Raw genomic sequence first — 15,957 nt, 5'->3', positions numbered from 1 at the left:
GGATTTATGCTATTTATGCATAAAAATATACTGTCATGAAAAAGTTAATTCAGACCTCAATCGCAATCTTTTCACTTGTTTTGGTCATTTCGGCCTGCTCGTCAACCAAAAGCACAACTACGTCTAATGTATCGCGCGGTAAATTTGTTGGTACCTGGACCTGCAATAATGTAAGTTATGACGGCCTTGTACAAAATGCAGTACAGAGCGTATTTGATCAGGCTCCCCCCGAAGCCTTTGTTGGCAGCACATGGAAACTCACCAACAGCGGTAACGGTATCTACACTTTGACCAACGGAACATCGCAAACCATTTTCTGGTCGGTTTATAACGGTGGTACAACCGGTACCCAATTCCAGTTCAAAAAACTTTTTGAAGGTGATAAAGCCAAAAACGTATCAGAAGGATATCGTTTGGATATTGCCAGCAACGATGGCTCAACCATGACCCTGAAATCACCCGTTACTGTAGGCAACAGTACCGGATACATTGTTTATTCGTTTACTAAAAACCCTTAATTGAGGTTAAAGGTAAAAGGCGAAAGGATAAAGGTTAAAGGTTTCCTTTCCAGCTGATAAAATGAAAAAGGCGAAGTTCGGAATATCTCAAACTTCGCCTTTTTCATTTTCAGCGCGAGGCCAAACCTTTCGCCTTTTACCTTTATCCTTTCGCCTTCTTACTCCGCTGGTGCAAATTTTAAGCATACCGGGTTGCCAATATCAACTCTGATACCTGTCTGGGCAAGTTTGCCGGTGTTTTGATCTATTTTGAATACCCACATGTTATCGCTGTTCTGATTAGCTACTATCAGGAAATTACCTGTTGGGTCGATAGCAAAATCGCGTGGGTTTTTGCCATAGGTGGACTGGCGCGCTACAAAAGTAAGCAAGCCTGTTTCCTGGTTAACAGCATAAATATTGATCTCGTTGGTTTCTAAACGATTTGAAGCATACAGAAAACGGCCATTGGGCGATAGGTGGATAGCGGCACCTGCAGTTTGGCCGGTAAAGCCATCTGGCAGCATGGTAATGGATTGTTTTTGTTTTAGCTTGCCGTTATTGTAATCAAACGCGATTACGTTCGATCCCATTTCAGTTACCAGGTAAACAGTCTTTTTGTCGGCCGAAAATTCCAGGTGCCTTGGGCCCTCACCTGCAGTAGCACTTACAAAGGCCGGTGTTGCGGGTACAATACGGGGCTCTTTTGAAGGACGGTAGCGGTAAACATTTATTTTATCGGTGCCAAGGTCATTATACAATACATATTTTTCATCGGGTGTAAGGACCGCCATATGCGCGTGTGCAGATTCTTGCCTTTCCTTGTTTATGCTATGGCCATCATCATGTACCGTTTGAATTCCGTTAGCTATCGAACCATCTTTATTTAAAGGCATCACCGCAACGTTGCCGCTTGAGTAGTTAGCTATGATCAGGTTTTTCTGTGCTTTATCAACCGAGATATGGCACGGATCGGCGCCCAGTGTTGATTGCTTGTTGATAAAAGTCATTTTGCCCGTTTGGGGCTCAAATGAAAATGCGCTTACCTCGCCCTTAGGCAACTCATTAACTGCATAAATAAATTTATTATTGGCGCTTAATGTTAAATACGACGGATTATTTACGCCATCAATTTCACTAAGGTAGGCCAGCTTGCCAGTTTCGGCATAAAAACGGTATACCACAATACCTTTACTTTTGCCGGTGGTGTAAGTGCCAACCACAAGGTCGAAAGTTTTAGGCCCTGTTTTTTTATTTTGTGCAAATGTTAGCGCCGGTGAAAGCATAGCTATGATCAAAAGAAATTTCTTCATGGTCGATTATATAAGGTCTATTTAATTAATTCACAAATAGCAAAAATACTGACAATCATATAGCTTTCAGCTTTATGCATTCAGCTTAGCCTTACAATTATTGCTGTGCAAGATAACAAAATAGACAAAAAAAATGCCCCGTTGTTTAACGGGGCGTTTTATTATTTCATCAGGTGTTTTAACTGTATCACCTCTTTTTCATCAAGGTAACGCCAGCGCCCCCGTGGAAGGTCTTTTTTGGTTAGGTTGGCATAAACCACCCTGTCCAGTTTTACCACTTCATATCCCAGGTGCTCAAACATGCGGCGCACAATACGGTTTTTGCCGCTGTGGATCTGGATCCCAACTTCACGTTTTGATCCGCCGGCTACATACGATACCGCGTCTGGCTTAATTACGCCATCTTCCAGCTCAAGGCCAAAAGTTAATTTATTCAGGTCGCCCTGGGTTAAGCTTTTGCTCAGTTCAACCTGGTATAATTTAGTGATGCTGTTACGCGGGTGCGATAGCTTATCGGCCAAATCACCATCGTTGGTCATTAATAACAAACCGGTGGTGTTACGGTCAAGGCGGCCAACAGGGTAAATACGTTCGCGGCTTGCCTTTTCAACCAGGTGCATTACGGTACGGCGCTCCTGCGGATCATCTGTAGTTGTGATATAATCCTTTGGCTTATTTAACAATACATAAACCATTTTCTCGCGTTTCAGCGTTTCGCCGTTATATTTAATAGTATCCTTAAACGGATCAACTTTGGTACCTAATTCTGTTACCACTTCGCCGTTTACAGATACCACGCCCGCGGTAATCAGCTCATCGGCCTTACGGCGCGAACAGATACCCGCGTTTGATATGTAACGGTTCAGGCGGATCAGCCCATCGTCTTCTGATTTTTTTGCAGGAGAATTTTTACGCCCGCGCATGGTTTTAGGGGCATCCTGTTGGTTTTCCCTGTCATGCGGCCTGTGTGCCGGTCTTTCGCCAAATGGTGATTTCTCTTTAAAGCCGCCTTCGCGCTTTTTGAAGCCGCCCTCGGTTCCTCTTGGTGCAAATTTACGTTCGCCCCCTGCATCACCGCCAAGGCTTCTTTTAGGTTTGCCTTCAAAGCTGGCTGATGAACGGGTACGCGGAGATGAGTAAGGTTTTCTTTCGCCTTGTGATTCGCCGCCGAAACTTCTTTTCGGCCTGTCGTTATCACCGGCTGTTGGCCTGCCGCTGTAAGGTTTACGCGGGCCGCTGCTAAATGACTTCCTTTCGCCTGTGCTATCGCCGCCAAAATTTCTTTTTGGCCTGTTGTCGCTGTCGGCTGCCGGCCTGCCAGAGTAAGGCCTCGGCTTAGCGCCTGATCTTTTATCGCCAGATGATTCACCGCCCCTAAAATTGCTTTTGGGCTTATCGTCACTGAATCTATTGCTTTGGAATGTTTTTTCCGGTCTGGAAAGTATTTTTTTCTCTCCGTTTGGAGTAGCTTTACCTTTTGGGGTTGATGCTGATTTTTTTGGTCGGTCGTCGGATCTTGAACTCCTTGATGACGACTTTCCGGGTTTGTCGTCGCGACTACCTGCTGGTCTCTTAAATACCATAATTTTTTGTTTAGCGCTTTCGCAGCGTGAGGGTCAAAGTTACGCTTTTTTGCCAATTTTTATCTAAAAAGATCAAAAAAATATCCGCTTGCAAAATCGCCGTTTAAACGGTTTTAAACGCCGTTTTTGAACCAAAAACCAACTCTAAAAAAGTTAGCAAAATGGTAAGTATTTGATTATGTGATCTGTATAGCCTACCTTTGCAGCACATTCTACCAAATGTATAGTTAAATGATAGGAAAAGAAATGATTAAAAAACACTTACTTACGTGCTCCGTAACACTGGTGCTGGTTCTCATTTCAGAGCTTAATATTTTCGGTACAACGATCATCGAAAAGGCTGCAAAAGCGGCAACTTTAAGCGCCCGAACCTCAGATTTTATTTTTCTCAAAAGCTCAAAGGCAGTTGCTTACAACTTTGCCAATGAGGCTTTACCAGTTAATGACGCAAGGGTTACACGTAAACTCAACAAATCGCTTAGGCAGCACGACTTTAAAAGTGTGCAGAGCAATGTATTGCACAGGAAAGCCGAGCTATGGTTTCCGATCATCGAGCCCATTTTAAAGTTTTACGGTATCCCGGAAGATTTTAAGTACATCCCTTTGGTTGAGTCGGGCCTTAAATCGGGCACATCACCAAAAGGCGCGTCGGGTTTTTGGCAATTTATGCCGGGTACTGCACGTACCTACGGACTTAGAGTGGGCCATGGAGTTGATGAGCGGAAAAACCTTCGCAAATCAACTATTGCAGCCTGCAAGTATATCAAAGAACTATACGATGAATTTAACAGCTGGACACTGGCGGCTGCCGCTTACAACAATGGCTCGATCAAATTAGCGCGTGCCATTAACAAGCAAAAAGAAGATAACTATTTTCGCATGAAGCTGAACCGCGAAACCGGTTCATATGTTTACAAGCTCATTGCAATGAAAGCTATTATCGAGCAGCCAAAAGAGCACGGGTATGATAATTACTTTGTCATTCCGCCTGCATCACAGTTGCTGGCAATTAATTAACAGCAGGTAATCATACTGTAAATTAATTAAAAGATTACATTACGGAGCACTTTGAGGCCGGTCATCCACAGTGGATAACCGGCCTTTTTTGCTTATATTTGTAGCAAATTGTTGATGGTTTAAGCCAAAAATTTTAGGAAAGCAGGTTTTGTAAAAAACTGGTAACTATAATAATTAGCTTCAAACAATGTCAATAAATCCATATTAATAAAGTATGAGTACAAAACCTCTTGTTGACCTGGGCGAGCAAAGTGAAGTTGAAGTTTATGGTGCCCGGGTGCATAACCTGAAAAATATAGATGTTTCGTTTCCTCGCAACCAACTGGTGGTAATTACCGGCTTGAGCGGCAGCGGCAAGTCATCACTGGCGTTTGATACTATTTATGCTGAGGGCCAGCGCCGTTATATGGAAACATTTTCGGCCTACTCACGCCAGTTTATGGGCGGGATGGAAAGGCCGGATGTGGATAAGGTATCAGGCTTGAGCCCCGTTATTGCTATAGAGCAAAAAACTACCAGCAAAAACCCACGCTCCACTGTAGGTACTATTACCGAAATCTATGATTTTATGCGTTTGCTCTTCGCCCGTGCGGGTGATGCTTACTCGTACACCACCGGCGAAAAGATGGAACGCATGAGCGAAGACCAGATCCTCAAAACCATCAGCGAAAAATTTGACGGGCAGCCGGTTAATATCCTGGCCCCGGTGGTAAAGGCGCGTAAAGGCCACTACCGCGAATTGTTTGAGTCTATCCGCAAGCAAGGCTTTTTAAAGGTTTGGGTAGATGGCGCCATTGCCGATGTTGAACCCAAAATGCAGGTTGACCGTTACAAGATCCACGATATTGATATTGTGGTTGACCGCCTGGTGGTAAGCGAGAAGGACAGCAAACGTTTGTACACATCCGTTCAGCAGGCTTTAAAAATTGCCAAGGGCATTATCCGTATTGCCGATAAGGATAATAATGTATCCTATTATAGTAAATACCTGATGGATCCGGTTTCGGGCATCTCATATGATGAGCCTCAACCCAATACATTTTCGTTCAACTCGCCTTATGGTGCCTGCGAAAAGTGTAACGGACTGGGTTATATTTTTGAGGTTGATGAAGCTTCGGTAATCCCTAATCCGAAACTGAGCATCATGAATGGCGGTTTAGCCCCTATTGGTGAATACCGCGAAACATGGATTTTCCAGGTGTTGAAATCGCTGGCTAAAAAGTATGAGTTCTCGCTCTCAACCCCTATCGAAAAGCTGAACCGCGATCAGTTGGATATGATCCTGAACGGCGCCCCTGAAACATTGAGTGTTGCTGTAGAATATAACAAGTGGAATGTTCAAAGCTACCAGATCACGTTTGAAGGCATCATCCGTATGCTGGAGGAGCAGCAGGAACGCCGCAATGACGAGGGGATGGACGATATGGAGAACTATCGTGTGCTCCGTACCTGCCCGGTTTGCGAAGGCGCAAGGCTTAAAAAAGAGTCGCTGCATTTTAAGGTAGATGGTAAAAATATTTTCGAGCTGGCCTGCATGGATATCAATCACCTGCAGGAATGGTTTGATGGCCTGGAAGACCGCCTTAATGAACGCCAGAATGTGATTGCTAAAGAGATCCTGAAAGAGATCCGCGCTCGTATTGTGTTTTTGCTGGATGTGGGTTTGAGCTATTTAACGCTTGACCGTACAGCCAAGACCCTATCGGGCGGTGAAGCGCAGCGGATCAGGCTGGCTACACAAATTGGTTCACAGTTGATGAATGTGATGTACATTTTGGATGAGCCAAGTATCGGTTTGCACCAGCGCGATAACGAACGTTTGATCAACGCCCTTAAAAATCTGCGTGATTTAGGAAACACGGTACTGGTTGTTGAGCACGATAAAGACATGATCCTGGAGGCCGACCACGTAATTGACATGGGCCCGGCGGCAGGTGTACATGGTGGCCAGGTTGTTGCCGAAGGTACTCCGGCGCAGCTAATGGAAAAGCATACGCTTACCACTTCATATATCAATGGCGAGCGCGAAATAGCTGTACCTAAAAAACGTCGCGAAGGTAATGGAAAAACCCTGAGCCTGAAAAAAGCTACCGGTCACAATCTTAAGAAAGTATCGGTCGATTTCCCTTTAGGTAAACTGATCGGCATAACCGGTGTATCTGGTAGTGGTAAATCAAGCCTGATCACTGAAACTTTATACCCAATCTTAAACCACCATTTTTTCAGGGCGAAGAAACAACCGTTGCCTTATGAAAAAATTGAGGGGTTGGAGCATATTGATAAAGTAATTGAGATAGATCAAACACCAATCGGTCGTACACCGCGCTCAAACCCTGCCACCTATACCGGGGTGTTTTCGGACATCCGCAATCTGTTCGTGGCACTACCGGAGTCAAGGATCAGGGGATATAAACCAGGTCGTTTCTCGTTTAACGTAAAGGGCGGCCGTTGCGAAACCTGCCAGGGTGCAGGCATGAAGGTAATTGAAATGAACTTTTTGCCCGATGTGCAGGTACCATGCGAAGAATGCGGCGGCAGGCGCTACAACCGCGAAACGCTGGAAGTGCGTTACCGGGGCAAGTCCATCAGCGATGTGCTGGATATGAGCATTGAGGATGCTACACCATTTTTTGAGCATATCCCCTCTATCTATCGTAAAGTAAAAACGCTTAACGATGTAGGTTTGGGTTATATAACTTTAGGACAGGCTTCAACCACACTATCGGGCGGCGAGGCGCAACGTGTTAAACTGGCTACCGAGCTATCTAAAAAAGACACAGGAAACACCTTTTATATATTGGATGAACCTACTACAGGTTTACACTTTGAAGATATCAACGTATTGTTAGGTGTACTTAACCAATTGGTTGATAAAGGCAATACTGTTTTGGTAATTGAACATAATCTTGATGTTATTAAAGTGGCCGACCACGTAATTGACCTTGGCCCGGAGGGCGGCTCGGGCGGCGGTAATATCCTGTTCTCCGGTACACCCGAAGGCTTGTGCAAAGTGAAGAGCAGCTTTACAGGCAAGTTTTTGAAGAAGGAAATGGGATTGTAATCCTATCAAAACTTACGAAGTTTTAAAAACTTCGTAAGTTTGAAACAAAAACAACATGTACAGAATCTTGTACATATTGTTTTTGTTTTGTACCTTTATAAAAAGCATTCAAATGGAGATCACAACATATACGACTTTCAGGCAGCAACTAAAATCTTTTTTAGATAAGGTGCGTAATGATCATAAACCTCTTATAGTGACCAGTGCTAATGCCGAAGATATTGTGGTAATATCGAAAGCTGATTATGAAAGCATGGAAGAAACTTTCTATCTTTTGAAAAACCCTAAAAATGCAGAACGATTACTTCAGGGTATTCAAGAATATGAGAAAGGTTTAGGCAAGGAAAGAAAGCTACTTGAAGAGTGAAGATAATTTTCCAAAGCCCTGGTTGGGAAGACTACCTGTATTGGCAAATTACAGATAAATCCACTTTAAAGAAGATTAACTCCCTCATCAAAGAGATAGAAAGAACCCCATATGAGGGAAGCGGGAAACCAGAGTCGTTGAAACACAATTTAGCTGGCTGGTGGTCACGCCGGATAAACCTCGAACATAGGTTAATCTATAGGGTTGAAACGGGCTCAATATTTATTCTGCAATGCAGATACCATTATTAAATCTCCATTCCATTTTCTTAGCTTTATCTTTTTAACAACGCCCTCATGAAAAAAATACTACTCATGCTATTCATAGCAGGTTCGTTTGCAGCCTGTAATCAACCTAAATCAACAGACACCGCCAGCGGCATTCCGGCCAATAAAGACCTCGCCAAAGTTTTTGAAGATTATTTTCAGGACGGCTTAAAGCTTTACCCACTAAATGCCACCTACATTGGCGACAGGCGCTATAATGACTTGCTACCTAACGATGGGTCTGCTGAGTTTTTGAAAAAGGCGCATGATTATAACTCGGTTTACTTGTCGGAAGTAAAAAACTTTGACCGCGCAGAACTGAACGAAGACGATAAGCTATCATATGATATTTTCACTTATGAGGTGCAACTGGCCCTTGATAATTTCAAGTATCATTTTGAGTACATGCCTTTTAACCAGTTTTATGCCCTGCCAATTACCATGGGGCAGCTGGGCTCGGGCTCTGGCGCGCAGCCCTTTAAAACGGTTGTTGATTATAACGACTGGCTGAAACGTTTATCTGCTTTCCAGATCTGGGCGGATACCGCCATCTCCAATTTTAACAAAGGCATCAAAACAGGCGTAGTGCTGCCAAAATCGTTAGTTGTTAAAATGATTCCCGAAATGCAAGACCTGGTATCAAAAGATGTAGAAAAAAGCTTGTTCTACGGACCAGTTAAGAATATGCCGAAGGATTTTTCGGATGCAGATAAAAAACAGCTGACCGAGGCTTACAAGAAAGCCATTACCCAAATTGTTAACCCAACCTATCAAAAACTGGCCGATTACCTGAAAAACCAATATCTGCCCCACGCACGTGCAACCTCGGGCTTTTCATCCCTGCCGGATGGTACCGCTAAATACACCTATTTAGTTAAACAACAAACTACCACAGATAAAACCCCTGAAGAAATTTACCAATTGGGTTTGAAAGAAGTTGCCCGGATCCGTGGCTTAATGGATAGCATCAAAAACAGTGTTGGCTTTAAGGGCGATTTGAAGGCGTTTTTCGAATACATGAAAAACGACCCTAAGTTTACTCCTTACAAAACCCCGAAGGATGTGCTTGATGCTTTTGAAAACATTCACAAACGCATGGAGCCAAACCTGAAAAAAATGTTTAACCATGTGCCTAAAACCCCTTTCGAGATCAGGCAAACCGAAGCCTTCCGCGCGGCATCAGCCAGTGCCGAATATAACCAGGGTTCGGCAGATGGTACCCGTCCCGGTATTTTTTACGTGCCGATATTAGATGCCACCAAGTTTAACACCACATCGGGCATGGAATCGTTGTTTTTGCATGAAGCAATTCCTGGTCACCATTACCAGATTTCGTTAACCCAGGAAAACGCTTCATTGCCAAAGTTCCGCCGCTTTGATGGCGGGGAAACGGCCTATGTAGAAGGCTGGGCGCTGTATTGCGAATCATTAGGGAAAGAGCTCGGCTTATACACCGATCCGTACCAGTATATGGGCGCGTTAGGCGATGAGATTCACCGTGCCATCCGTTTGGTTGTCGATGTGGCTATCCACACCAAAGGCATGACCCGCGAGCACGCTATTAAATATATGATGGATAATGAAGCCATCAGCGAGCAGGGTGCAACCGCAGAGATTGAGCGTTATATGGCCATCCCGGGTCAGGCCTTGAGCTATAAAATCGGCGCGTTGAAAATCCGTGAGCTACGCACCAAATATGAAAAACAGTTAGGCAGTAAATTTAATATCGCCGAATTTCATGACCAGGTGTTAAAAGATGGCGCCATGCCAATGGCGGTTTTTGAGGCTAAAATGGATGCCTGGGCTGCGAAGAAGTAATATTTGATGATATTAATTTAGTATAGACCTCGTGGATGAATAAACCTCAGTTCAAACTATCAACGGTAATAGTCATCTTGATACCATTGTTGATTTTTTTTGCCGTTTTACGATCTGAGTATTTTGATATTTATTTGTTATCGTTGAATGGGAGGGTGAGTAGCATCAGAATTGATATAAAAGAATCAATGTATATTACTGTAACTGGGGAAGAACACATACTTTACCACGATTGGCCGAAGTTTCAGAGGAATGTTAAAGTTGGAGATTCAGTATATAAACAGCCGAAGAGTTATGATATTATTCTTGTAAAGAAGAATGGGATGAAATTTCTCTGTCCACGTGAAGATAAATAGGTGCCATTAAAAACATACGAAGTTGTTAAAACCTCGTATGTCTGGGCCCCAATTCTTTTATCAACTAAACACCGCCAGCACCCCAAAATAAACCAGCATACAACCCGAGCTGATGAAATTCATACGCATGGCGTTTTTAAAATTAGCGTTGGCTGTCGATCGCCCTACTTTATAAAACCAATAATTAAAAAAGAAAAATATTGGCGCGGCGCATACTATAAAGAAATAAAAGTTAAGCATCATCCCAGCCAGGTGCCAATACCAGTAAGAAAGGGCTATCCCCGCGGCAAACAATACGCCCGAAAAAATAAAGGACCCTTTGTAACCTAAAACGATACTAAGCGTTTTATCGCCCCGCCTGCTGTCTTCTTCATGCTGATAAACCTGGGTTAAGGGGTATGATGCCCCAATGAGGCAGGAGCTGATAGCCCCCGGAATAATCAGGCCTAAATCCCAATGACCAAACAGGCTTGTACCAGTCAAAGCGGTGTAGGTGGTGTAATAAATAAAGCATCCCTGGAAAATGAACACCGTTAAAAAGCTGATGATGGGATATTTTTTTAACCGGGTAGCAGGATGGCTGTATAATTTTGACATAATGCCATAAATGAGCACCGCAAAGGCAAACTCCCAGCTAATGATAAAGCCAAGCAAAAACGCAATAACCTCCAGCAGAATGGAAAAATAATACAGGCTGAGATCCACTTCGGGCGGTTTGGCTAACAGGGCAATGCTATCTTCATCCTTATCAAAATAACTGTTATAGCCATTGCTGGCCGGGAAAGCAAGGAAATGCCATATAAAAAATACAAGTACGGCTGTTGAAGCTTTCACCACATCGGCCTGGCTAAAGGCAAACAGGTACACCGGCAGCAAAAAAACAGAAAACACAAACCTTAAATGCGCAAATGCCGACCGGGTAGGGATAAATTGTTTAAACTTCATGGCGTGTTTTTACATTATAATTACTGCCGGAGGCAACATCAGGTTGCCTGATTACGGTTATAAACATACAACCTTAAGTACAAAATTCCTTCAGTATAAATTATTATGTTTGAAACAGCGTTAATGTAACATGAATAAGAAAATTTATATAGCTGCGCTTTTAATATTGGCAGCAACAACGAGCTTCGCACAAACGGTATCTAAATCAGATATCAGCTTTAAAATTAAAAACCTTGGCTTTAATGTTGGCGGTACCTTCGGCGGTTTGCAGGCCGATATTAAATTTAAACCTAATGACCTGGAAGGCAGCTCTATTGAAGCGTCAGTGTTATCCAACACCGTTAATACCGATAACGAAAGCCGTGATAGGCATCTTAAAAGCGAAGATTATTTTGACGTAATTAAATATCCAAAGATCACGCTAAAGTCAGTTTCCTTTAAGCGTAAAAGCGGGAGCAACTATACCGGCAATTTTAACGTAACTATAAGAGATAAAACAAAGTTGATTGAAGTGCCTTTTACGTATACGGAATCAGGTAATACAGCACAACTGAAAGGAAACTTTATGATTTTGAGGACAGATTTTGGCATAGGCGGCAAAAATCTGATCCTTTCAAATGAGGCCAATGTTTCGGTTGAGGCGGAGATCAGCAAATAAAACGCTTAATCATTTTTAATGGAGAGTTGCATTAGTGCTATCGGGATAGCAAATCCCGCCAATCGGATTGCCCAGCAGGATATTTACCATTTCATGGCTAACGCCTTTGGGCTGGATGCAACCAATGCAGCAAGATTAAAGGGGATTTATGACCATTCGGGAATTGATTACCGCTATTCGGTAATTCCTGATTTTGGCTATCGGGATGCGGCAGATTTCACCTTTTTTGAACAGTCGGCAGGGCTCGAACCATTCCCTGACACACAGAAAAGGTTGAAGCTTTACGAAAAGGAAGCTATCGCCATAGCTGTAAATGCCGCAAAAAACTGCCTTCAAAAATTTGGAGATGACATTACCGGCAACATTACACACCTGGTAACCATTAGCTGTACGGGTATGCACGCACCTGGGATTGATATCGAACTTGTAGACCGGATGCAACTAAACCGCGATACCGAACGTACCTGCATCAACTTTATGGGCTGCTACGGCGCCATAAACGGGCTCAAAGTAGCCGACTATATTTGCCGGGCCGATGCCGGCGCCAAAGTGCTTGTTGTTAGTGTAGAGCTTTGTACGCTCCATTTTCAAAAAGTGAATACGCTGGATAACTGGGTTGCTAATTCGCTATTTTCAGATGGGGCTGCTGCCGTTTTGGTCGAAAATACGTCCAATCGTTTAGGCAGTGGTAATTACTTTTTACTCAAAAACTTCTATTCAGAATTTGTTACTGAAGCACGTAATGAGATGGGTTGGTATGTGGGCAACACAGGTTTTGAAATGAAACTCACCTCCAGGGTATCCAAGCAAATTAAGAAACATATCAAATCACTTACCCAGCGCTTTTTGCAAAAGGCCAAAACTGAGATGGATGATATTACTGCTTATGCTGTTCACCCCGGCGGGCGTACCATTTTAGAAGCAGTGGAAGACGCCTTGGAATTACCTGAAGAAAGCAACGCCTTTGCTTACCAGGTTTTGCAGGAGTACGGTAATATGTCGTCGGCCACAATTTTGTTTGTACTGGATAAAATGCTGAAGGCAGGTAACCTGGTCGATCAAAAGATCCTGAGTTTTGCCTTCGGTCCGGGTTTAACCGTTGAAGGGATGATACTTGAAATGCATTAAGCCATCATGAGCGATGTAGTTGTAATTGGCGGGGGCCTGGCCGGGTTGTTTAACGCCATATTGTTGAACCGTGCCGGTCTGAAGGTTACAGTTATTGAAAAAAAGACTTACCCCATGCACCGCGTTTGTGGTGAATATATCTCGAACGAGGTGATCCCTTTTTTGTCTTCGTTGGGCATCGACCTTGAAGAACTAAACGTTGCCCGGATCAACAGGCTGGAGGTAACAGCAGCATCTGGTACCAAACTTTCGCAAAAGCTTGACCTGGGCGGTTTTGGTTTAAGTAGGTTTACTTTCGATAATTTTCTGTACCAAAAAGCCCTCGCCGAAGGAGTTGATATTTTAACCGGCACACGGGTGGAGGATATTCGTTTTGCTGGCGAAAAATTTGAAGTGGTAACTCCCGGCGGAACATTAACAGCCCCGTTGGCTATCGGCTCGTTCGGTAAACGCTCCAATCTCGATCAAAAACTTAAACGACCCTTCTTTTATAAACGCAGCCCATACCTGGCCGTAAAATTCCATTTGCAGATGGATTTCCCACAGGACCTCATCCAGCTTAATAATTATAAAGACGGCTATTGTGGGGTAAGCAAAACCGATGGCGACAGGTATTGCATGTGCTATATGGCCCATCGTGATGACCTGCGCAAGTATGGTACTTTACAGGCTTTAGAAGAGAACGTGATCCGCAAAAACCCTTACCTCGATGAGATCTTTCGTAACGCCAGGTTTTTACTGGATAAACCTGAAGTGATCAACGAAATCTCCTTTGAAAAAAAGGCGCCTGTTGACAACCACATCCTGATGAGCGGAGACACCGCCGGGATGATAGCCCCGCTTTGTGGCAACGGCATGACTATGGCCATCCATTCGGCCAAGATCCTTTCCGAAAAAATTATTATACACTATAAACCTGGCAGCTTTAATGCTGAAAAGCGCGCCAACCTTGAGCAGGATTATGCCCAAAGCTGGAACAAACAGTTTGCACAAAGGCTTTGGGTTGGCCGGCAGTTACAGCGTTTGTTTGGCAACGATAACATGACGGCCCTTACTTTAAATACGCTCAATCACCTGCCTTCTGTTGCACAATACCTGATAAGTAAAACCCACGGCCAACCATTTGTATAGTTCAGGCGTATATATTATATGCCCGATTTAAGTTACCGTACCGATATGCTGGAGATCATGGATGATTTTGATCTCCCATTAGCCGAAATAACCCCTGTGCTTGAAGGCCTGGGGAAGATGAACGCGCTATTCGGTGGCCATAAAAGCATCATCAACGCATTGAAAAAATTTGCGGTAAGTAATAATTATGCGGTAAGCGATTGGGGGTGTGGCGGGGGCGATGCCTTGATAGCTATTGCAAAATGGGCTGAAGAAAAGAAAATACACCTTAAACTAAACGGTATTGATGCAGCGCCAACGGCAGTAAATTACGCACGGCAACAGGCCTCCGGATATAAAAACATCAGCTTTACCCGGGCCGATGTTATTGACGAGGTATACCTCATTAAACCGGCCGATATAATTATATGCAGTTTGTTCACTCATCATTTTGATGATGAACGCTGGATAACGCTTATTCAAAATATGCACACATCGGCACAAAAAGGAATTATCATTACCGACCTGCACCGTCACTGGCTTTTATACCATGCCATAGTGTTTATAACCCGTGTTTTTACCCGTAATGCCATGGCCCGTAACGATGGTCCGCTTTCGGTTAAGCGCGGTTTTAAAAGGCACGAATTGTTGGCATTATTGAAAAAAGCACAAATTGATAACTTTAAATTAACATGGCGCTGGCCTTTCAGGTGGGAGTTAATCATCTATAAATCGTAGCTTTACGCTATGAATTTGCGTGTACTGGTTTTAACAACCTCGCTTGGCGTGGCAATTACGCTCTCGGCCGTTAATTTTTATTTTCAGCATAAATGGTACGATGTAATGGTTACTTTCTCGGTGGCCCTTGGTGTAAGTTACTTCGTTTTTTACTATCTCATCGAAAAATACATCTACTCCCGTATCAAGTTAATTTATAAACTGATCCATAACCTGAAATTAGGCCGCGACCTCAGGGATGCCCTCGGCGAACATGTAAGCGCCAATCCCATTGCCGATGTAGAGCAGGAGGTAAAGGAATGGGCCAAACAGAAAAAGACCGAGATAGACGAACTTCGCAAACAGGAAAAATTTCGCCGTGATTTTTTATCCAATATTTCGCACGAGTTTAAAACCCCGTTATTTGCTATCCAGGGTTACATTGAAGCCTTGCAGGATGATGATTTTGACGACAAGGAAATGGCCCGCCAGTTTTTGGAAAAAGCTTCAAAAAATGTTGACCGGCTAAGTTACCTGATCAAAGACCTTGATGAAATTTCCAAACTTGAATCGGGCGAGATGCCTATCAATTATACTAAATTCAAGATCAACGACCTGATCAAAGAGGTTTTTGAATCATTGGAGATCAAAGGCAAGCAGTACCACATTAAACTTATATTTAAGCAAAAGTACGATGAGCCTATTGTGGTGAATGCCGACAGGGAAAAAATAAGACAGGTGCTCGTGAACCTGATAGATAATTCGTTTAAGTACGGTAAAGAAGAAGGCAGCACTTCGGTAAGCCTTTTTGTACTGCACGACCAGGTTTTGGTTGAAGTTACCGACGATGGTATAGGTATTGAAGAAAAGTTTTTGCCAAGGTTATTTGAGCGGTTTTTTCGTACAGACAGCAGCCGTTCAAGGCAAATTGGTGGCTCCGGGCTGGGGCTTGCTATTGTAAAGCATATTATTGAAGCCCACCAGCAAACCATCAATGTGCGCAGTACAGAAGGGCTTGGTTCAACCTTTGGTTTTACCTTGGCAAGGGCTAAGCAAACCATTCCTTTCCCGAATTTACCTGTGTTAAAAAGTTAACAATAATTTAACATACTAACTGTACC

The 15,957-nt window shown here is 43.5% G+C and carries 14 protein-coding genes; 11 read left to right on the top strand and 3 right to left on the bottom strand.

Annotation, left to right across the window (positions count from 1 at the left end; translation table 11 throughout):
* The first annotated feature begins 35 nt into the window (after positions 1–35).
* Positions 36–518: a hypothetical protein gene (locus ACEN82_RS24660; RefSeq protein WP_413321102.1), complete on the top strand. Its 483-nt coding sequence runs from the start codon at positions 36–38 to the stop codon at positions 516–518.
* Between the two features lie 158 nt (positions 519–676).
* On the opposite strand, the gene ACEN82_RS24655 is transcribed toward ACEN82_RS24660, so the two are convergent.
* A complete protein-coding gene (locus tag ACEN82_RS24655; RefSeq protein WP_413321103.1) occupies positions 677–1,810 on the bottom strand; it encodes a lactonase family protein in 1,134 nt (377 codons plus the stop codon).
* 161 nt (positions 1,811–1,971) lie between these two features.
* A complete protein-coding gene (locus ACEN82_RS24650) occupies positions 1,972–3,393 on the bottom strand; it encodes a pseudouridine synthase (protein ID WP_413321104.1) in 1,422 nt (473 codons plus the stop codon).
* Between the two features lie 231 nt (positions 3,394–3,624).
* Here ACEN82_RS24650 and ACEN82_RS24645 point away from each other — a divergent pair, with 231 nt between their 5' ends.
* The 5 genes from ACEN82_RS24645 to ACEN82_RS24625 all read left to right on the top strand — a co-directional run bounded on the left by ACEN82_RS24645 (position 3,625) and on the right by ACEN82_RS24625 (position 9,922).
* Complete coding sequence (locus ACEN82_RS24645; RefSeq protein WP_495644032.1) at positions 3,625–4,410, top strand: lytic transglycosylase domain-containing protein; 786 nt, start codon at positions 3,625–3,627, stop codon at positions 4,408–4,410.
* Positions 4,411–4,624: 214 nt separating this feature from the next.
* On the top strand, positions 4,625–7,471 hold the full coding sequence (gene uvrA / locus ACEN82_RS24640) for an excinuclease ABC subunit UvrA (RefSeq protein WP_413321106.1): 2,847 nt from the start codon (positions 4,625–4,627) through the stop codon (positions 7,469–7,471).
* A gap of 112 nt (positions 7,472–7,583) precedes the next feature.
* On the top strand, positions 7,584–7,838 hold the full coding sequence (locus ACEN82_RS24635; RefSeq protein ID WP_413321107.1) for a type II toxin-antitoxin system Phd/YefM family antitoxin: 255 nt from the start codon (positions 7,584–7,586) through the stop codon (positions 7,836–7,838).
* Positions 7,835–8,089, top strand: a complete 255-nt coding sequence (locus tag ACEN82_RS24630) for a Txe/YoeB family addiction module toxin (RefSeq protein WP_413321108.1) — start codon at positions 7,835–7,837, stop codon at positions 8,087–8,089. Before ACEN82_RS24635 ends, ACEN82_RS24630 begins: the two co-directional genes overlap by 4 nt.
* A 45-nt stretch (positions 8,090–8,134) precedes the next feature.
* Positions 8,135–9,922, top strand: a complete 1,788-nt coding sequence (locus ACEN82_RS24625; protein WP_413321109.1) for a DUF885 domain-containing protein — start codon at positions 8,135–8,137, stop codon at positions 9,920–9,922.
* Between the two features lie 416 nt (positions 9,923–10,338).
* Here the strand turns inward: ACEN82_RS24625 and ACEN82_RS24620 are convergent, their stop codons facing one another.
* A complete protein-coding gene (locus ACEN82_RS24620; RefSeq protein WP_090532542.1) occupies positions 10,339–11,223 on the bottom strand; it encodes a UbiA family prenyltransferase in 885 nt (294 codons plus the stop codon).
* Positions 11,224–11,353: 130 nt separating this feature from the next.
* Here ACEN82_RS24620 and ACEN82_RS24615 point away from each other — a divergent pair, with 130 nt between their 5' ends.
* From ACEN82_RS24615 to ACEN82_RS24595, 5 genes are read left to right on the top strand one after another with little or no spacing between them, the layout of a single operon-like run.
* Entirely contained in the window at positions 11,354–11,881 is a 528-nt protein-coding gene (locus ACEN82_RS24615; RefSeq protein ID WP_413321110.1) for a YceI family protein, read from the top strand.
* Positions 11,882–11,899: 18 nt separating this feature from the next.
* Positions 11,900–13,009: a type III polyketide synthase gene (locus tag ACEN82_RS24610; RefSeq protein WP_413321111.1), complete on the top strand. Its 1,110-nt coding sequence runs from the start codon at positions 11,900–11,902 to the stop codon at positions 13,007–13,009.
* A gap of 6 nt (positions 13,010–13,015) precedes the next feature.
* On the top strand, positions 13,016–14,140 hold the full coding sequence (locus tag ACEN82_RS24605) for an NAD(P)/FAD-dependent oxidoreductase (protein ID WP_413321112.1): 1,125 nt from the start codon (positions 13,016–13,018) through the stop codon (positions 14,138–14,140).
* A gap of 18 nt (positions 14,141–14,158) precedes the next feature.
* On the top strand, positions 14,159–14,857 hold the full coding sequence (locus ACEN82_RS24600) for a methyltransferase domain-containing protein (protein ID WP_413321113.1): 699 nt from the start codon (positions 14,159–14,161) through the stop codon (positions 14,855–14,857).
* A gap of 9 nt (positions 14,858–14,866) precedes the next feature.
* Complete coding sequence (locus ACEN82_RS24595; RefSeq protein ID WP_091169237.1) at positions 14,867–15,931, top strand: sensor histidine kinase; 1,065 nt, start codon at positions 14,867–14,869, stop codon at positions 15,929–15,931.
* The last annotated feature ends 26 nt before the right edge of the window (positions 15,932–15,957 follow it).

Source organism: Mucilaginibacter sp. Mucisp73 (assembly GCF_059491465.1).
The sequence above is the reverse complement of the archived record's forward strand: the minus strand, read 5'-3'. Positions and strand labels throughout refer to the sequence as shown.